Origin of the sequence: Brevundimonas mediterranea, from assembly GCF_011064825.1 — a bacterium.
Taxonomy (GTDB): Bacteria; Pseudomonadota; Alphaproteobacteria; order Caulobacterales; family Caulobacteraceae; genus Brevundimonas; species Brevundimonas mediterranea_A.
In genome coordinates, this window is sequence record NZ_CP048751.1 from 756361 (window position 1) to 775438 (window position 19078).

The window sequence follows — 19078 nt, forward strand, 5'->3', positions numbered from 1 at the left end:
AGCGACCGGGTGGGAAGGGCTGGGCGATCCATCACAGGACCGCGCCCTTGTCGCCCTGCCGCCCCCACCCGTCCGGCGCTGCGCGCCGGCCACCCTCCCCGGACGGGGAGGGAGAGTTTTGGAGCCCCCATGCGCCTCGCCCTTCTCGCCTCCGCCGCCGTCCTCGCCTTCGCCTTCGCCTTCGCCTCGTCGGCCTCCGCCGAAGAAGGCATGTGGACCTACGACAACTTCCCCATCGCCCGCTCCAACCAGGCGCTGGGAACCGACATCGACCAGGCCTTCCTGGACCGCGTCCGCCTGTCGTCGGTCAAGTTCGGCGGCTGTTCGGCGGGCGTCATCTCGGGCCAGGGCCTGGTCATGACCAACAACCACTGCGTCGCCACCTGCGTCGCCAACCTGTCCACACCCCAGATCAACTACGCCGAGACCGGCTTTACGCCGAAGTCGCGCGAGGAAGAGCTGAAATGCCCCGGCGCCACCGCCGAGATCCTGACCGACATCGGCGACGTGACCGAGCGGATGCACAAGGCCGGCGCCGGGCTTGAGGGCCAGGCCTTCACCCAGGCCCGCGACGCCGAGGCCGGCCGGATCGAGAGCGAAGCCTGCGGAAACGACCCCAAGATCCGCTGCCAAGTCGTCAGCCTGTACCGGGGCGGCCAGTTCAAGCTCTACAAGTACCGCAAATATTCCGACGTCCGCCTGGCCTGGGCGCCCGAGGATCGCGCCGCCACCTTCGGCGGCGACCTGGACAACTTCTCCTTCCCCCGCTTCGCCATCGATGCGGCCTTCATCCGCCTGTACGAGGATGGTGAGCCTGCGGTCACATCGACCCATTTCGCCTGGAACCCGAACAAGCCGACGCAGGGCGAGGCCGTCTTCATCTCCGGCAATCCCGGTTCGACCCAGCGCCTGCTGACCCAGGATCAGCTGACCACCATCCGCGACGTGGTCCTGCCGCTGGACCAGTTGATCGCCTCCGAACTGCGCGGCCGGTTGATCCGCTATTCCGAAGAGGGCGAGGACCAGGCCTTCATCGCCATGGACCCCATCGTGGGCCTTGAGAACACCTACAAGCGCGGCCGTGGCCGGATGGCCGCCCTGATCGATCCGGCCTTCATGGCCCGCAAGGCCGAGCAGGAAACCGACTTCCGCGCCCGCGCCGCCGGGTCCGGCGTCGATCCCTGGTCAACGCTCAGCACGGTCCAGCCCGTCGCCCGTGAACTCTATCCCTCCATGGCCCTGCTGGAAGGCGGCACGGGCCTGGGCACGACCTCGGTCGCCGGCGGGTCGCAACTGTTCGCCTATGCCCGCACCCTGGTGCGCGGCGCCCAGGAGCGGGCCAAGCCGTCCGACCAGCGCCTGCCCGAGTTCGCCGACAGCCGCCTGTCCGGCGTCGAATCCCGCCTGTTCGCCGAACGTCCCACCTATCCCGAGCTTGAGCAGATCCGGCTGGAATGGTGGCTGTCCAAGACCCGCGAATGGCTGACGGTCGACAACCCTTCGGTCCGCACCCTGCTGGGCAAGGAGAGCCCCGAGACCCTGTCCGCCCGCGTCGTCGCCGGCACGACCCTGGCTGACCCGGCCGTGCGCCGCGCCCTGTGGACCGGCGGTCTGGCCGCCGTCCAGGCCTCGACCGATCCGATGATCCGCTACGCCCTGGCCATCGACGCCGACGCTCGCGCCGTCCGCGACGCCTGGGAGACCCGCGTCCAGGCCCCGACCGACCGCGCCTCGGAACAGCTGGCCGCCGCCCGTTTCGCCGCCTATGGCGACGCCGTCTATCCCGACGCCACCGGCACGCTTCGCCTGACCTATGGCCAGGTCGAAGGCTCGGACGTGCCGGGCCAGCGGTTCGGCGCCTTCACCACCTTCGCCGGCCTGTGGGACCGCGCCACCGGCGCCGAGCCCTTCGCCGTCGCGCCCAAACTGCTGGCGGCCAAGGACCGGATCGACCCGAACGCCGTCATGGACATGGCCGTTTCGACCGACACCATCGGCGGCTCGTCCGGTTCGCCCGCCATCAATGCGAAGGGCGAGATCATCGGCGCCAACTTCGACTCCACCGTCCTGACCCAGCGCAACGCCTACGGCTATGACCGCGCCGTCAACCGCAGCGTCATCGTCACAACCCAGGCCGTCACTGTGGCCCTGCGCGACGTCTATGGCATGGAGCATCTGGTGCGGGAGCTGGGCGTCTCCAGGTGAGCGACTTCGTTTTTCGCGCGGCGACCCTCGCCGACGTCGCCACGCTCCATCCCCTGATCGAGCGCGCCTATCGCGGCGAGACGGCCAAGGCCGGCTGGACGCACGAGGCGGACCTGCTGTTCGACACCCGCACCAGCGCCGAAGAATTGTCGGCCCTGATCGCCGATCCCGACCGGGTCATTCTGCTGGCCCATAAGGACGGCGCCCTGATCGGCTGCGTCCAGGTCGCCCGCGTCGGCGACGACCGGACCTATCTGGGCATGCTGACGGTCGAGCCGACCCTTCAGGCGTCCGGCCTAGGCCGCCGCCTGCTCGCCGCCGCCGAGACCGAGGCCGTCGCCCGTTTCGCCGCCCGCCGCATGGAGATGACCGTCATCCACCGCCGCGCCGAACTGATCGCCTGGTATCAACGCCGCGGTTACGCCCCCACCGGCGAAACCCGCCCCTTCCCCGTCGATCCGCCCCGGCCGGAGCTGGAGTTCGTGGTGTTGGAAAAGGGGCTGTAAACGCCCCTTTCTTCTCCCATGGGGAGAAGGTGGCCCGAAGGGCCGGATGAGGGCCCGCCGGTGGGCCAGCTCGCACCGCCGCGCCCCTCACCCTTGCGCGCAAGACTGATCGCTACGCTCTCAGCCGCTCAAGCCCTCCCCGCTGGGAGAGGGATCTTCGAACGGCCCCTTGCAAAACGGACACCCATGTCCATTTATGCGCGTCATCATGTCGCGCCCCGCCCCCAAACATGTCCGTAAGGACGTCGTCCACAACCACGCCGCCCTGCTTGAGGCCGCGCGCGCGGTCTTCGCCGACCAGGGGCTGGACGCGCCGCTGGACCTGATCGCGGAAAAGGCCGGCGTCGGACGCGGCACCCTGTATCGTCATTTCGCCGACCGCACCGAACTGGCCCTGGCCGTGCTTGAGGCCGACCTCGCCGACCTGGACCGCCGCACCGCCGAACAGGGCGACGCCCCGGAAGCCTTCTTCTGGTTTCTGGACCGGCTGGCGGAAGACATGATCCGCAACGCCGGCCTGGCGGGGTTGGTCCGGAACGTGAGGTCGCCCGATGCGCTTACCCCCCTGCGGCAGAGCTTGATGGAGGCGGGCGCCGCCCCCCTCGAACGGGCCCAGGCGGCCGGTCTGGTGCGAAAGGATCTGCGGCCGATGGACATCCGCCTGATCGCCACCCTGCTGGGCGCCGGCTTCCAGGGCGCCGACGAGGCCGAGCGTCAGGCCGTGTCCCAGCGCACCCGCGTCATCATTCTGGACGGGCTGAAGCCCAGGCCGGAGGCGTCCTGATGGCTCGTCGCGCCGATCACAACTGGCATCTGCCCTGGGAGCAGTATCTCGCCACCCTGAAGCCGCACGAGCGACCCACCCTGCCCGGCTCGCCGGCCACGCCCGACCATACGGCCTGGCTGCGGTTGCAGTACGCTCTGACCGGGGTTCTGGTGGCCCTGGTCGGCAGCCTGGGCAACGCGGCCGTCACCGCCAATCTGACCAGTCTTCAGGGCTCGTTGGGGATCACGATCACCGAGGCGGCCTGGCTGCCGGTCGTCTTCGTCATGACCAACGCCTGCATGAACCTGATCCTGTTCAAGTTCCGCCAGCAATACGGCCTGCGCCTGTTCACCCAGATCTGCCTGACCGCCTTCGTCGTCACCTGCGCCGCCCACCTGGCGGTCGACAACTATGAGTCCACCCTGTTCGTCCGCGCCGTCGCAGGCATGGCGGCGGTGGGGCTCAGCACCCTGGGCTTCCTCTATATGATCCAGGCCTTCCCGGCCCAGCACCGCCTGAAGGGACTGGTGATCGGCATCGGCCTGTCCAGCTTCGCCGTCCCCATCGCCCGCCTGATCATGCCCAGCCTGCTGGAGATGAACGACTGGCGCGCCTTCTACACCTTCGAGCTGGGCATGGCGCTTCTGGCCTGGGCCGCGGTCCAGGTGCTGCGCCTGCCCCCGTCCGAGCGGCTGAAGCTGTTCGAGCCGCTGGACTTCGTCACCTTCGCCCTGTTCGCGCCGGGCGTGGCCCTGCTGGCCGCCGTCCTGGGTCTGGGCCGGATCGTCTGGTGGACCGAGGCCGCCTGGATCGGCTGGGCCCTGGCCGGCGCCATCCTGCTGCTGACTGCGGCGCTGATGATCGAGTACGATCGGCGGAATCCGCTGATCAACGTCCGCTGGCTGACCGGCCCGGACATCCTGCGCCTGTTCGGCGCCATCCTGCTGATCCGCATCACCCTGTCGGAACAGACCTCGGGCGCCGTGGGCTTCCTGACCGTGGTCGGCCTGGGTCCGGACCAGTTGCACGGCCTCTTCCTGCTGATCCTGCTGGCCATGATCGCCGGCACGGCGGTCAGCGCCCTGACCCTGAACCTCACCAAGCTGAACAAGCCCATCGCCATCGCGCTAGGCCTCATCGCCGTCGGCGCCTTCATCGACAGCCACGCCACCGTTCTGACCCGTCCGGCCCAGCTGTATGTCAGCCAGGCCATGATCGCCTTCGCCTCGGCCATGTTCGTCGGCCCGGCCCTGTTGATCGGCGTCGGCAAGGTGCTGCAACAGGGGGCGCGCAACATCATCAGCTTCATCGTCATGTTCAGCGTGCTTCAGAACCTGGGCGCCCTGGCCGGCAGCGCCCTGATCGGCACGATCCAGGTGATGCGCGAGAAATTCCATTCGAACCAGCTGTCCGCCGACATCACCAGCCTGAATCCCGAGGTGGTTCTGCGCCTGCGCCAGCTGTCCGGCGCCTATGCCTCGACCATCACCGACCCGGCCCTGCTGAACGCCGAGGGCGTGGCCATGCTCACCCGTCAGGTGACGCAACAGGCCAATATCCTGGCCTATAACGACGTCTTCCTGATCATCGCCGCGGCCGCCGGCCTGGGCTGCGCCTGGGTCACGGCCGTCCATCTGCATCCGCGTTTCGAGGCGCGCCGCCAGGCGAAGCGCGCCGCCCGTTCCATGACCGCCGACCCAGCACCCGCCGCCGCCCCGACCGCCGACTGATCCCCTGAAAGCCCCCCGCACGCCGATGACCGACACGACATCCCCCCAATCCGCTCAACCTGCGCCTCCGCCTGCGTCGCCGCCCGAGCCGGACAAACGCGTCCTCTGGGCCGTGATCGCCGCGGTGGTCGCGGTCTTCGCCGTGGGCCTGGTGCTGTACGCCTGGCAGTTGCCGCCCTTCACCGGCCATGTGCAGCGGACCGACAACGCCTATGTGCGCGGCCAGGTGACGATCATCAGCCCCCAGGTCAGCGGCTATGTGGTCCAGGTCCCGGTCCAGGACTTCCAGGCCGTTCAGCAGGGCCAACTGCTGGCCCAGGTCGACGACCGCATCTATCGCCAGAAGCTGGAGCAGGCCGAGGCGGCGCTGCATTCCGCCCAGGCGGCCCTGTCCAACTCGACCCAGAGCCAGGCCTCGGCCCGCGGCGCGGTGGCGCAACAACGCGCCGGCATCGCCGCCGCCCAGGCCGCCCTGACCCGCGCCCAGGCCGACGCCAACCGCGCCCGCACCCTGAAGGCCGGGGGCTGGGTGTCGCAATCCAATGTGGACATCGCCGTCGCCGCCCTGCGCAGCGCCCAGGCCCAGCTGGCCCAGGCCCAGGCCGGCGAAGGCGTGGCCCAGACGGGCGTCACCTCGGCCGTGGTCAACCGCGACAGTCTGGCCGCCGCCGTCGAGAACGCCCAGGCCGCCGTCCGCCTGGCCCAGATCGACCTGGCCAACACCCGCATCACCGCCCCCCGCCCCGGCCGCCTGGGCGAGGTCGGCGTGCGCCAGGGCCAGTATGTCACCGCCGGAACCCAGCTGATGGGCCTGGTGCCCGACGTCGTCTGGGTCACGGCCAATATGAAGGAGACGCAGATGCGCGACATCCGCATCGGCCAGCCGGTCGAGATCGCGGTCGATTCCCTGGGCGGCCGGACCCTGCGCGGGCGCGTCGAACGCATCGCCCCCGCCGCCGGCAGCGAGTTCAGCGTCATCCGCCCCGACAACGCCACCGGCAACTTCACCAAGGTCGCCCAACGCATCCCGGTCCGCATCCGCATCGAGCCGGGGCAGGCGGGCGTGGAGCGTCTCGCGCCGGGGATGTCGGTGGTGGCGAAGGTGGATACGGGCGGCTGAGGGAACCCTCCCCCTCCCCCCGCGCTCCCCTCCCAGCAAGGGAGATCCTGATGGACCGTGAACAGACCAAGGGCCGGGAGAAGAACGGCGCGGACCCGGCGGGCAAGCCCGACGGCCTGACCTCCGACGCCGATGTGAAGAAGGTCGGTCAGCAGGAGCGCCGCAGCGCGGGACCGGACGGTCCGGACGCGGCGGAGGTAGGCGACACCTTCAAGCGCAAGCCCTGAATCGCCGCCGCGCGCGGCTCTCACCCCCGGCGGGGCGACAACCGGGCCGCCAGCAGATGCACGTCGTGGGCCCGCATCCGCTCGAAATTGCCCAGGCCCAGGGCGAGGGCGCGCATCACCTCGGTCTGGCGCGTCTGTTCGGGATGTTCCGGCAGGGACGCCTCCGCCCGCGCCAGTTCCGCATCCAGTTCGGCCATCATATCGGCCAGGACTCCGTCGTTCATCTGTTCCTCCGTCACGCCGCCGACCGCCGCCATCGGTTAAAGCACAAACGGAACAAATCACGAACATACTGACGCATCACAGCTGTGGACGACCGCAGTCACGGCCGCCGGGCTCGGCGCCTCATGCTCAGACGAACGCCGGCGACCGTGAGGCCGCCGGCGCTTGTTTTCGTCGAAGCCGTCCCCCGCCCGGGCGGGGGACGGGGGTCGATCAGCTGTCGGCCTGCCAGCCGCCGGCGAGGGCGCGGAACAGGGCGATCTGGTAGGTGGTGACCAGGGCGTCCGACTGGGCCAGGGCGGCGTCGGCGGCGGCCTGGGTCCGTTCGGCGTCCAGCACCAGCAGGAAGCTGTCGGCGCCGGCGTTGAAGCGCTGACGCGACAGGTTGGCGGCGCGGGCGGCCTGATCGCGGGCCTCGGTCAGGGCCGCGCGGCGGTCCAGTTCGTTGGCGTAGTTGCTGAGCGCCGTCTCGGTCTCCTGCAGGGCCGTCAGCACCGTCTGGTCGAAGCTGGCCAGGGCCGCGTCGGAGCGGGCGTCGGCGGCCTTGATCTGGGCGCGGGCGGCGAAGACGTTGGGGAAGGACCAGCTGATCAGCGGACCGAAGCTGAACCGGAAGTTCTGGTCGTCGCCCAGTTCGCCCGAGTCCTGGGCCGTCGAGCCGAGAGAGCCGCCCAGGCTGATCTGCGGATACAGATTGGTGGTCGCCACGTTCACGCGGGCCGCGGCGGCGGCCAGATTCGCCTCGGCCTGGCGCACGTCGGGACGTCGCGCCAGCAGAGCCGCGCCGTCGCCGACCGGGATCGGTTGGCTGAGCTGCGGCGGCCGGACGCAGGCCGCGGCGGCCTGGCTGGCCTCGGCCGGGGTGACGCCCGTCAGGGTCGCCAGACGGTACAGGGCCTCGTTACGCGAGGCGCGCAGCGTCGGCAGGGTCGCCGCCGTCTGGGCCAGGGCCGCGCGGGCGCTGGCCACGTCCAGGCCGGTGCCCGCCCCGCCGTCGAGCAGGGTCTGTGTCAGCTGAGCCGTATTGCGTTGCAGCCCCAGCGTCCGTTCGGCCACCGCGATCTGGGCGTTGGCCGAGCAGGCGTCGGCATAGGCGCGGGCGGTCTCGGCCGCGACCGAGACCTGGACCGTGGCCAGGGCGGCCTCGGCCGCGCGGGCGTCGGCGCGGGCGGCGCGGATGGTCGATTCCACCCGGCCGAACAGATCGACCTCGTAGCTGGCCGACAGACCGACGTCATAGGTGTCGATCTCGGGCGCCTTGCCGTCCGCCTCCAGAACCGAAGAGGTGGCGGCCGAGGCGCGGCTGCGCTGGGCCTGGGCGCTGGTGGTCGTGGTCGGGAACCGGCCCACGCGCGCCTCGGACAGCGACGCCCGAACCGCGCGCAGGTTGGCGAAGGCCGCCTCCAGCTCGTTGTTCTCGGCGAAGGCCTGACGGATCAGGCCGTCCAGGGTCGGATCGTCGTACAGCCGCCACCAGTCGTCTCGCGCCTGGGCGGTCGAGACCGTGGTCGAGGCGGAGCCGACGAAGGCGCCCGTCCCGGCCACGGGCAGGTCGGCGGCAGGCGCCTGGGGCCCGACCGCGCAGGCGGCCAGCAGGGCGCCGGATGCTGCGACGGTCAGGAAGCGGAGGGTCTTGGTGCGGGTCATCAGAAGTCCCCTCCCCGCCCGGCGGCCGGAGCCGGCGCATCGGGATCGGTCAGGCTGGAAGTTTGATCGTAGCGGACGGCTTCGGTGACGTTCGACTTCGGCGTCGGCTTCTTGCCTTGCGGCAGTTTGGACGACAGCCAGCGGGTCACGACATAGAAGACCGGCGTGAAGATCAGGCCGAAGAAGGTCACGCCCAACATGCCGGAGAAGACCGCCGTGCCGAGCGACTGGCGCATTTCGGCGCCCGGCCCGGTCGCCAGCATCAGCGGCACGACGCCGAGGATGAAGGCGAAGGAGGTCATCAGGATCGGACGCAGGCGGGTCCGGGCCGCAGCCACGGCTGCATCGAAGCGGTTCATGCCCTCGTCCTCTTCCGCCTGTTTGGCGAACTCGACGATCAGGATGGCGTTCTTGGCCGCAAGGGCGATCAGGACCACCAGACCGATCTGGACCAGGATGTTGTTGTCCAGGCCCCGCAGATTCACCCCGATCATGGCCGCCAGCAGGCACATGGGCACGATCAGGATGACCGCCAGCGGAAGCGTGAAGGCCTCATACTGGGCCGCCAGCACCAGGAAGACGAAGACCACGGCCATCAGGAAGATCATGGTCGTGCCGGAACCCGCCGCCTTCTGCTGGTAGGCCAGTTCGGTCCACTCATAGCTGAAGCCTTGCGGCAGGGTGCTGGTCGCCATCTGCTCCATGACGCCCAGCGCCTGGCCGGAAGACACGCCCATGGCCGGGTTGCCCTGAAGCTCGGACGCCGGGAACAGGTTGTAGCGGACGATCCGGGACGGACCCGAGTCATTGACCAGGTTCGCCACCGAACCAATCGGCACCATGGCCCCGCTGGACGAGCGGGTCTTCAGGTTGGCGATGTCGGCGATGTCGTCGCGGTACTGGGGCTCGGCCTGCGCCGTCACCCGATAGGTGCGGCCCAGCATGTTGAAGTCGTTCACATAGGACGAGCCCAGATAGACCCCCAGGGTGTCGAACACCGCGCCGGGCTGGACGCCCATCATCAGCGCCTTGTCACGATCCACGTCGGCCGAGATGCGCGGCGAGCCGGTGTTGTAGGTCGAGAAGACCTGGCTCACCTGATCCGGGGCCTGGGCGGCGGCGCCCATCATGGCGAAGGTCGCCCCCTCCAGCGCGCGGTAGCCGGCGCCCGAGGTGTCCTGGATCATCATCTTGAAGCCGTTGCCGTTGCCCAGACCCTGGACCGCCGGCGGAGCGATGACGAAGATCTGCGCGTCCTCGATCTGACCCGTGGCCTGGGTGATGGCCCCGGCCAGGGCGGCGGCGGCCTCTTCCTTGGTCCGGTCCTCGAACGGGCTCAGACGGACGAAGATGGTGGCGGCGTTGGAGCCGAACGAGAAGCTGGCGCCGTCGAGACCCGCGAAGGCCACAGTGCCGTCCACGCCGTTGGTGTCGCGGATGATCTGACTGGCGCGCTGCATCACCGCTTCAGTGCGATCCAGCGAAGCGCCGGCCGGAAGCTGGATGACGCCGATCAGGAAGCCCTGATCCTGCTCGGGAATGAAGCCCGAGGGTGTGTCCACCAGACGCCAGGCGGTGAGGCCCAGCAGACCGGCGTAGATGATCAGAACCAGACCCACGGTGCGCACCAGGCGCGCCGTCAGACGGCCGTAGCGATCCGACAGCCAGTCGAAGCCCTCGTTGAACTTACGCCCGGCCCAGCCGCCGTAATAGACGACCGAACCCAGGACGCCCGGCTTGCGGTCGTTCTCGTGGTCCTTCCTGTGCGGCTTCAGCAGCAGGGCGGCCATGGCCGGCGACAGGGTCAGCGACACGAACAGCGAGATCACCGAGGCCGAGGCGATGACCACGGCGAACTGGCGATAGAAGATGCCGGGGATGCCGGGCACGAACATCGTCGGAATGAACACCGAGATCAGCACCAGGCCGATGGCGATAAGGGCGCCGGAAACCTCCTGCATCGAGCGGTAGGCGGCCTCCTTTGGAGTCAGCCCCTCGCTGATGGCCCGCTCCACATTCTCGACCACGACGATGGCGTCATCGACGACGATGCCGACGGCGAGGACGAGCGCGAACAGGGACAGGGAGTTGATCGAATAGCCCAGGGCCAGTTGCACCGCGAAGGTGCCGACCAGGGCGACCGGGATGGCCACGATCGGGATGATCGCCGCCCGCCAGGTCTGAAGGAAGATCATGACCACGATCACGACCAGGATGACGGCCTCGATCAGCGTGTGCTGAACCGACTCCACCGAGGCGGCGACGAACTCGGTCGGATTATAGGGGACGGACAGGTCCATGCCGGCGGGCAGTTCGGCCTTGACGGCCTCGACCTCGGCCAGCACGCGTTCGGCGGTGCCCAGGGCGTTGGCCCCCGGTTGCTGGACGACGGCCAGGCCGACGCCGCGTTGGCCGTCGAAGAAGCCGCGGATGCCGTAATCCTGGGCGCCCAGTTCGATCCGAGCCACGTCGCGCAGATAGGTGACGCGGCCCTGGCTGTCGGTTTTCAGGACGACGTTGGAGAACTGGTCGGGATCGGTCAGACGACCTTCAACCTGAATCGGCAGTTGGAAGGCCGAGGCGCTGTTGGGGAACGGCGGCTGGCCGATCGAGCCGGCGGCGGCCTGGACGTTCTGGGCCCGCAGGGCGGCGACGATATCCGGGCCGGTCAGGCCGCGCTCGGCCGCCTTGGCCGGGTCGATCCAGATCCGCATCGAATAGTTGCCGCCGCCGAAGACCTGGACCGCACCCACGCCCTCGAGCCGCAGCAGACGGTCCCGCAGCGTCGAATTGCCGTAGTTGCCGACATAGTCGTTGCTGAGCGAGCCGTCGGGCGAGGTCAGACCCAGCACCATCAGGAAGCCGCTCTCGGCCTTGTTGACCACGACGCCGGTCTGGCGGACCGCGTCGGGAAGACGGGGTTCAGCCAGCGAGACGCGGTTCTGGACCAGCACCTGCGCGGCGTCGAGATCCGTGCCGGGCTGGAAGGTGACGGTGATGGCCACCGCGCCGTCCGAGGTGGACGAGGAGGTGATGTAGAGCATGTCCTCGACGCCGTTCACCTCCTGCTCGATGGGGGCGGCGACGGTTTCGGCCAGGGTCTCGGCCGAGGCGCCCGGATAGGCGGCGTTGATGGTGATCGTCGGCGGCGCGATCTCCGGATACTGCGACAGGGGCAGCAGCGGATAGGCGAAGACGCCGATGATGGTGATCACCACCGCAATCACGGCCGCGAAGATCGGCCGGTCGATGAAGAAGCGGGATATGTTCATGGCTTAGTCGCCGGTGGAGAGGCTGTTGGCGAACGAGCCGGTCGAGGCCGGAGCCGCCTGGGTGACCGGGGCGTCCGACGCCTGTTCGGCGACGGGAGCGATGCGGCCGTTCTTGGGCGTGACCTTGGAGCCCGGCTGGGCGGCGCGCTGGAGACCGGCGATGATCACGCGGTCGGTCGGGGCCAGACCCGACTTGATCACGCGCAGACCCTGGACGATCGGACCCAGTTGGACGGCCTTGGCCGTGACCGAGCCGTCGGCGTTGACGACCGAGACGACGCGGCGCGACTGATCGGTGCCGATGGCGGTGTCCGGCACCAGCAGGGCGTCGTAGGAGCCGGCGCCCGCGACCTGGGCGCGGCCGAACAGGCCGGGACGCAGGAAGCCGTCGCCGTTCGGCACGATGGCGCGCATGCGGATGACGCCTGACGAGGTGTCCAGCGCATTGTCCGAGAAGTCCAGGCGACCGGTGCGGGTGAAGCCGCTCTCGTCCTGCAGGCGGATGCGGACCGGGGCGCCGTTGGCGGCGCCGCCGTCACGCAGATATTTCAGCAGGACCGCTTCCGACCCGTCGAAGACGAAGTGGATCGGGCCGCCCGAAATGATGGTGGTCAGGATGTCGCCCGCCGAGGAGCCGCCGGCGATCAGGTTGCCGGGATCGACGCGGCGATCGGAAACGCGGCCCGAGGTCGGCGCGGTGACCCGCGTATATTCCAGATTCAGCCGCGCCGTGCGCACGGCGGCGTTGGCGGCCGCGATATTGGCGGCGGCGGCATCGACGGCGGCTTTGTTGGAATCATATTCGGCCTTGGACACCGCCTGCGAGGCCAGCAGGGTCTCGCTGCGGGCCAGGTTGGCGCGGGCCAGGGTCAGTTGCGACTGCATCTGCGCGACCTGGGCCTGGGCCTGGGCCAGAGCGGCCTGGGCCGGGCGCGGGTCCAGGGTGAACAGCAGTTGCCCCTTCTGGACCATCTGGCCGTCGCGGAAGTGGACGGCCTGGACATAGCCGCCGACCCGCGCCCGCACGTCGACGCTCTCGACCGCCTCGAAGCGGCCCGTAAACTCGTCCCAGTCCACCACCTTCTGCTGCAGCGGCGTGGCCACCGTCACCGGCGGGGCGCCGGGCGCCTGGCCTTCGGCCTTGGGGGAACATCCATATAGCGCGCCCGTCACCATGACGGACACGGCCGCAATCTTCAGCCCGCGCATCTGCGCAATCTCCCTGTCGGAGGTAAATCCCTGTCGTGCGGACAGAGGCCGATGGGGAGTCGGCCGTTGTCAACGCGTGGTGACTTAATGATGGGCGTCGTGACGCTTGTCAACACGCGTTGACAAAGCCATATGGTGTCTACGGTTATTGTTCTGTGGAGTGTCATCCCCTTGTTATGTCCCGGCCCACGCCCGAGGAACGCCGCTGCGACGCGCACGGCCATTCTCGACGCAGCACGCGAAAGATTCGCGGCCGAGAGCTATGACGACGTGGGCATGCGCGACATCGCCCGCGACGTCGGCGTCGATGCGGCCCTGATCAGCCGGTATTTCGGATCCAAGGACGATCTGTTCCTGGCGGCGCTGGACAGCTGCGGCGACGGCAGCGCCCTGATGTCGGGCGAGAAATCCGATTTCGGCCGGCGCGTGGCCCATGAGATCGTGTTCGAACCCAAGAAGGCCGAGAAGCTCAAGGGCATGTCGATCATGCTGCGCTCCATCGGCTCGGCCAAGGCGGCGGACATGGTGCAGACCACCTGCACGGCCCGTTTCTTTGGCCCTCTGGAAGACTGGCTCAGCGGCCCGGACGCCACGGTGCGGGCGCGGCTGCTGGCGGGATTCATCATGGGCATGTCGGTCAGCCGCGAACTGGGCGGCGGCAGTTTCAACATCGAGCCGGCCGAATGCGAGGCGATGCGAGACCGGCTGGCGCCGATCCTTCAGTCCCTGATCGACGGCTGATCACGCCCCCGAAATGAAGAAGGGCGCGGAGGTCGCCCTCCGCGCCCTTTGTCTTGTCCGACGACCGGCCCTTAGTGCGAGGCGACCGTGGTCACTTCCGCCTTGGCCTTGGTGCGGGCGCAGGCGATGGCGAAGACGGTCAGGCCGACATAGCCCGCCATCGGCACCAGGAAGGCCGGCTGAAGGGCGCCGGCGGCGTCGGCGATGCGCGCCGCCACCTGCGGCAGCAGGGCGCCGCCGATGATGCCGAAGACCAGCAGGCCCGAGGTCGCCGAGGTCGGCGCCGTGGACCGCTCCAGCGTCAGGGTGAAGATGGTCGGGAACATGATCGAGTTGAACAGGCCGATCGACAGGACCGCATAGGCCGCCGTCGGTCCGCCGATCTGGCTGACCAGCAGGCAGAGCGCGGCCGCAGCGACGGTGCAGCAGGCCAGGACCACGCCGGGCGACACGCGCGACAGCACCCACGAGCCGATGAACCGGCCGACCATGGCGCCGCCCCAGTAGAGGGCGACCATCTTGCCCGCGGTCTCGATCGGGGCGTTCAGGATATCGGGGCTTTCCAGGAAGTTGGTCAGCATGCCGCCGATGGCCACTTCCGAACCGACATAGAGGAAGATCGCCAGGGCGCCGAAGATCGCCCAGGGCGAGGACAGGGCCTTCAGCGGCGAGACCGCCTCGGTCGCGGCCGGGGCCGCCACATTGATCTTCTTGCGGGCCGTGAAGATGAAGAAGGCCACGACGGCGAAGAAGGCGCCCATGCCCAGGAAGGCCATGTCGATGCTGCGCAGCGACTGGGTGCGGGTCGCGGCCGTGACCACGGCGCCGGCGGCGAAGACGCCCCCCGTCAGCAGGACGTGCGACCCCAGCCACGGTCCGACCGTGGTGCCCAGGGAGTTGAAGGCCTGGGACAGGTTCAGACGGCTGGACGCGCCCTTGCGGCTGCCCAGTTCGGCGACCAGCGGATTGGCCGCGACCTGAAGCAGGGTGACGCCCGAGGCGATCACGAACAGGGCGATCAGAACGCCGGGGTACCAGTCGGCGGCCGTGGCGGCCGGCACGATCAGACAGCCCGCCACCATGACCACCAGGGCGCCGATGATCGAACGGCTGTAGCCCAGCCGGCCCAGCACCGCCGCCGCCGGCAGGGACATCAGCCCATAGGCGATGAACCAGGCGAAGGTGGTCAGAAAGGCCTCGGCGTTGTTCAGATCGAACACCCGCTTCACCGCCGCGATCAGCGGATCGATCAGCGAGGTGGCGAAGCCCCAGGCGAAGAAGAGCGTGGTGACATAGGCGAAGGCCAGGGTCGTACCCTGGCGCTTGGCGGCCTCTGGAGCGGACATGAATTCCCCCTGCGGATAGAACTAAGGACGGCCGCGCTTTCCCCGCGCGGTTCTGGTCGCCTTGGTTCGGGCATCGCGGACGCGCCGTCCAGCGGAAAAACACAGGCTGTAACCAAACTTGGGCGGCGGCGACCAGCGGCGGGGGCGATAGGCCAGGGCCAAAAAGAAAGGGCCGCCCCGTTTCCGGGGCGGCCCAAGTTTGCTCAGGGGAGAAATCAGAAGCGGTAGTTCATGCCCACCGCGAAGGTCCGGCCGTAGCTCTGATAATCGATGGTCCGGCGCTCATCGCCGTTCTCGAAGGTCTTGAACGGCTCGTCGGTCAGGTTGTTGACCTGGGCCAGGATGGACAGGCCTTCCAGCGGCCCCGACTGGAACTCGTAGCCGACCTGGGCGTCGACGACGGTTTCCGCCGCGACCGAGCGCAGGGTGCGGCCGTTGCCGAAGCCGGCGACCTCGCCCAGGAAGTCCGAACGGTAACGACCCGAGACGCGCGCCTGGAAACCGTAACGCTCATAGTAGAGCGTGCCGTTGACGACGGTTTCCGACAGACCGGGAAGGGCGGTCGGAGGCTGGGTCGGATCCGGCTGAACCTCGCTGTCGGTGGTCGAGGCGCTGAAGACGCCGCCGAAGCCTTCCAGCATCGGATGGAAGATGTCGAACGGCGCCGACACTGAGAATTCGAGCCCCTTGATCCAGCCGCCATCGCCATTGTCCGGCGCCCCGACCAGCCCTTGACGCAAGGCCGGCTCCGGGTTGGTCGGCGAGATCACGCCGATCGGATAGCCGGTGAAGTCGAAGATCTGGTTGTGGTTGTAAACATAGGATTCGAGATACTTGTAGAAGGCCGCCACCGAGACATAACCCTTGCGGTTGGCGAAGTACTTCTCGAACGAGACGTCGGCGACATCGGCGATATAGGGCCGGAGCTCGGGATTGCCGCCGCCGCCGCCCCACGGCGAACGATTGATGTCCGTCGATTGGGCAAGGCTGGTGTTGTAGCTGTAGTTCCGCGAGGCGCGCATGTCGTCCATCCGCGGCCGCGCCAAGGTGCGCGAGGCAGCGAAGCGGGCGAACATGTCGTCGCCGACCTCAAGGATGAAGTTCGAGCTTGGCAAGATTTCCAGATAGTCGACTCCGCCGCTGACGGCGAGCGTTTCCGACACGCCGGGTGAGACTTGGCGGGCCGAGAACCCATCGGACATCTGATCGGTGTAGACGAACTGCATTCCGACATTGCCGGTCAGAGGCAAGCCAAACAGATAGTGGTCAATGTTGGCGCGGACATAGGCGGTCGAGACCTTTTCCGTCACTTCCCAGTTGCCGGCGGCGACGTCGGCATTGGGGTTGCGAACTAGGCTCAGGACCCATTGATGTGATGTGCTCGATCTGATTCAGGCTCTGTAAGGAGACTGGATATGAGCGACCTCTATTGGCTGACGGACGAGCAGATGGCGCGGCTGCAGCCGCACTTCCCCAAGAGCCACGGCAAGCCCAGGGTGGATGATCGTCGGGTGTTGAGCGGGATCATCTTCGTCAACCGCAACGGGCTTCGCTGGCGTGACGCGCCGCCGGTCTATGGCCCACACAAGACGCTGTACAACCGCTGGAAGCGTTGGAGCGAGGCCGGGATCTTCATCCGGATGATGGAGGGACTGTCCGGCGCTCAGGCCGAACGGCGCACCCTCATGATCGACGCGACCTATCTCAAGGCGCACCGTACGGCTTCGAGCCTCGCGGTAAAAAAGGGGGTCTTGGGCGGCTCATCGGACGCACCAAAGGCGGCATGAACACCAAGCTTCACGCCGTAACCGATGCGAACGGACGCCCCATCAGCCTGTTCATGACGGCAGGCCAGGTCAGCGACTACACCGGTGCTGCGGCCCTGCTGGACAGCCTTCCCAAGGCCCAATGGCTGCTGGGCGACCGGGGCTATGACGCAGACTGGTTCAGGGACGCTTTGGAGGCCAAGGGCATCACGCCCTGCATCCCCGGTCGAAAATCCCGGACCGCGCCTATCCGTTACGACAAGCGCCGGTACAAAAGCCGAAACCGCATCGAAATCATGTTCGGCCGGCTCAAGGACTGGCGTCGCGTCGCCACCCGCTACGATCGGTGCCCGACCGTCTTCCTGTCCGCCATCGCCCTCGCCGCTACAGTGCTATTCTGGCTATGAGTCCTGAGCCTAGGTCGAGCAGGCCGCTGTTGACCACGCCCAGCGCGTCGTAGCTGAGCACCTGTGAGATGCCGAGGTAGCCCAGGTCGGTCGGCGCCAGCAGATATTCCGACGGCACGAACAGGTCCCCGCCGCCCGGGACGCCGATGTAATACTGGTCGTTGACGAAGGTCTTGTTGCGCTCCGAATAGTTGAAGCCGAAGTCGATGGACTTGAACGGGCTCTGGTGCAGAGTGCGGTTGGCCGTCAGGCGAACGGCCTTGATCTCATCCTCGATGGACGGGGTGTTCATATAGCCGACCTGGCCACCCGCGATGACGTCAGAGCCCCAGCCCTGGGCCGAAGTGATGCGGATCAGGCTGGCGTCAGCGTAGTCGAGCTGGCTGGTGAAACGGGTCACCCCGTCGTCGGTCAGTTCGAAGCCCAGGGTGTCGAGGGCGCCGTTGATGTTGCGGCCCGTGCCAGCGTTGGTCTCGAGGATGATGTCGTTCCGCTCGACCTTCGAATAGTTGACGTCGAGAGCCAGGGTCCAGTCGTCGTTGGCGACGAACTCGGTGTTCCAGCCCAGGGCGGTGATATTGCTGTCGCGCTTGTTCAGGTCGTTGCGGACGACGCCCTTGATGTTGTCCCAGGTGCCGGCGACGATCATGCCGTCTTCGACCGTGTAGCCGGCTCGCAGCGAGGGCGCCGGACGGCAGAACGACGACGGCACGTTCACTGTGCAATCCCCGGACGAACCGCCCCAAGCCAGCGGGAACTCGATGCCGCGCAGAACCTGGGTGTTCTTGAACTCGGAATAGAAGGCGTCGATCGTCGAGTGGATGCGGTCGTTCGGACGCCATTCCAGCACACCCATATAACCGTCGCGCTCCAGCTCCGACGACATGACATAGGGTTTGACGCCGCCGGTCAGCAGATTGCCGTCGCTATAGGTCGGATAGCCCCAGGCGTTGAACCGCTCGGACTGATAGGGCGAGCTCATGTGGGCGTAGCCCAGGGCGACGCCCAGCGTCCCGTCCATAAACTGGTCGATGTAGGAGAGGGTGTAGCGGTCGCCGCTGTCGGTCGTGCCCGAGTTCAGGGCGCCGATGTCGTTCCATTCGTGGCGATAGTTCACGGCGATGGCCTGACGGCCATAGGCCAGGGGCCGGACGGTGCGCAGGTCGACGGTGCCGGCCAGGCCCTGGCCGATCAGGGCCGCATCCGGGGTCTTGTAGACCACGACGCTGCCCAGCAGTTCCGAGGGGAACTGGTCGAACTCGACGCCGCGGTTGTCGCCGGTGGTGACAAGTTCGCGGCCGTTCAGCAGGGCGGTGGTGAAGTCCGGGCCGAGGCCGCGGATGGAGATCTGCTGGCTGCGGCCGTCGAGGCGCTGCATGGTCACGCCCGGCAGACGAGCCAGGGATTCGGCGATGGAGACGTCCGGCAGCTTGCCGATGTCCTCGGCCGAAATGACTTCCACGATAGAGGTGTTGTTGGCCTTGGCCGAGATCGAAGCCTCGATCGAGCGACGAATGCCGGTGACGACGATTTCGCCGACTTCCGCAGGCTGTTCGTCGGCCTGGGTCGTCGCCGCGGCGGTTTGCGCCTGGGCGCTGCTGACGGCCACGAGCGCGGCGGCGCCGAATGCGGCGCCCGACAGCAGGCGCACGCGCCGATTAAGACGTTGAGACATTGTCATCCTCCCTGGGGCTGCCGCGATTCTGAATGTCGCAGCCGAAGCCTTCGCAAAAATATGCAAACATCTGGCATTCTTGCAAGCAGTTAATGCGAGGGGCGTAATTTCGCCGCACCCGAACCACCGCAAACAGCCCGAAAACCTTAGCTCGGCGGGAGAGTCATGCCGATTACTTGCTGCAATGCAGCATTCTAATCCGCGTTGACAGGGGCCGCCCGGACTGCAAAATCTTGCAA

Annotated in this window: 15 protein-coding genes; 8 read left to right on the forward strand and 7 right to left on the reverse strand. The window is 67.9% G+C overall.

Annotation, left to right across the window (positions count from 1 at the left end; translation table 11 throughout):
• Nucleotides 1–129: 129 nt before the first annotated feature.
• The 6 genes from GYM46_RS03785 to GYM46_RS03810 all read left to right on the forward strand — a co-directional run bounded on the left by GYM46_RS03785 (nt 130) and on the right by GYM46_RS03810 (nt 6554).
• Nucleotides 130–2205 carry a S46 family peptidase gene (locus GYM46_RS03785; RefSeq protein ID WP_008261637.1) on the forward strand — a complete coding sequence of 692 codons (2076 nt, stop codon included), beginning with the start codon at nt 130–132 and terminating at the stop codon, nt 2203–2205.
• Entirely contained in the window at nt 2202–2711 is a 510-nt protein-coding gene (locus GYM46_RS03790; RefSeq protein WP_008260148.1) for a GNAT family N-acetyltransferase, read from the forward strand. The genes GYM46_RS03785 and GYM46_RS03790 overlap by 4 nt, the downstream gene beginning before the upstream one ends.
• Before the next feature lie 208 nt (nt 2712–2919).
• The gene (locus tag GYM46_RS03795; protein ID WP_008261319.1) at nt 2920–3495 is read left to right on the forward strand and encodes a TetR/AcrR family transcriptional regulator; all 576 of its coding nucleotides are present in this window, start codon (nt 2920–2922) and stop codon (nt 3493–3495) included.
• Entirely contained in the window at nt 3495–5207 is a 1713-nt protein-coding gene (locus GYM46_RS03800) for an MFS transporter (protein ID WP_008260279.1), read from the forward strand. The genes GYM46_RS03795 and GYM46_RS03800 overlap by 1 nt, the downstream gene beginning before the upstream one ends.
• Before the next feature lie 25 nt (nt 5208–5232).
• Nucleotides 5233–6327, forward strand: coding sequence for an HlyD family secretion protein (locus GYM46_RS03805; RefSeq protein WP_083793331.1), 1095 nt, complete (start codon nt 5233–5235; stop codon nt 6325–6327).
• Nucleotides 6328–6377: 50 nt separating this feature from the next.
• Nucleotides 6378–6554 carry a hypothetical protein gene (locus GYM46_RS03810; protein ID WP_008263847.1) on the forward strand — a complete coding sequence of 59 codons (177 nt, stop codon included), beginning with the start codon at nt 6378–6380 and terminating at the stop codon, nt 6552–6554.
• Between the two features lie 20 nt (nt 6555–6574).
• Here GYM46_RS03810 and GYM46_RS03815 read toward each other — a convergent pair whose 3' ends face one another.
• The 4 genes from GYM46_RS03815 to GYM46_RS03830 all read right to left on the reverse strand — a co-directional run bounded on the left by GYM46_RS03815 (nt 6575) and on the right by GYM46_RS03830 (nt 12904).
• Entirely contained in the window at nt 6575–6778 is a 204-nt protein-coding gene (locus tag GYM46_RS03815) for a hypothetical protein (protein WP_231492465.1), read from the reverse strand.
• A gap of 211 nt (nt 6779–6989) precedes the next feature.
• Entirely contained in the window at nt 6990–8423 is a 1434-nt protein-coding gene (locus GYM46_RS03820; RefSeq protein WP_008261681.1) for an efflux transporter outer membrane subunit, read from the reverse strand.
• A complete protein-coding gene (locus GYM46_RS03825; protein ID WP_008259664.1) occupies nt 8423–11695 on the reverse strand; it encodes an efflux RND transporter permease subunit in 3273 nt (1090 codons plus the stop codon). Before GYM46_RS03825 ends, GYM46_RS03820 begins: the two co-directional genes overlap by 1 nt.
• A gap of 3 nt (nt 11696–11698) precedes the next feature.
• On the reverse strand, nt 11699–12904 hold the full coding sequence (locus GYM46_RS03830; RefSeq protein ID WP_008260475.1) for an efflux RND transporter periplasmic adaptor subunit: 1206 nt from the start codon (nt 12902–12904) through the stop codon (nt 11699–11701).
• Nucleotides 12905–13036: 132 nt separating this feature from the next.
• Between GYM46_RS03830 and GYM46_RS03835 the strand changes: the two genes are divergently transcribed.
• Nucleotides 13037–13645 (forward strand): TetR/AcrR family transcriptional regulator, encoded by a 609-nt coding sequence (locus tag GYM46_RS03835; protein WP_164952606.1) that lies wholly within the window; start codon nt 13037–13039, stop codon nt 13643–13645.
• A 71-nt stretch (nt 13646–13716) separates the two neighbouring features.
• Here GYM46_RS03835 and GYM46_RS03840 read toward each other — a convergent pair whose 3' ends face one another.
• Both GYM46_RS03840 and GYM46_RS03845 read right to left on the reverse strand, forming a co-directional pair.
• Nucleotides 13717–14991, reverse strand: coding sequence for a sugar MFS transporter (locus tag GYM46_RS03840; protein WP_008259895.1), 1275 nt, complete (start codon nt 14989–14991; stop codon nt 13717–13719).
• 215 nt (nt 14992–15206) lie between these two features.
• Complete coding sequence (locus GYM46_RS03845; protein WP_244304275.1) at nt 15207–16301, reverse strand: hypothetical protein; 1095 nt, start codon at nt 16299–16301, stop codon at nt 15207–15209.
• Nucleotides 16302–16406: 105 nt separating this feature from the next.
• Between GYM46_RS03845 and GYM46_RS03850 the strand changes: the two genes are divergently transcribed.
• Nucleotides 16407–17164, forward strand: a protein-coding gene (locus GYM46_RS03850) for an IS5 family transposase (RefSeq protein ID WP_156796487.1) whose coding sequence is annotated in 2 segments (ribosomal slippage) — nt 16407–16728 and nt 16728–17164 — 759 coding nt in all. Because the reading frame shifts where the segments join, the coding sequence is not laid out codon by codon here.
• Here GYM46_RS03850 and GYM46_RS03855 read toward each other — a convergent pair.
• Complete coding sequence (locus GYM46_RS03855) at nt 17142–18839, reverse strand: TonB-dependent receptor (protein WP_208861705.1); 1698 nt, start codon at nt 18837–18839, stop codon at nt 17142–17144. The two genes, GYM46_RS03850 and GYM46_RS03855, sit on opposite strands and share 23 nt — an antisense overlap.
• Nucleotides 18840–19078: the final 239 nt, after the last annotated feature.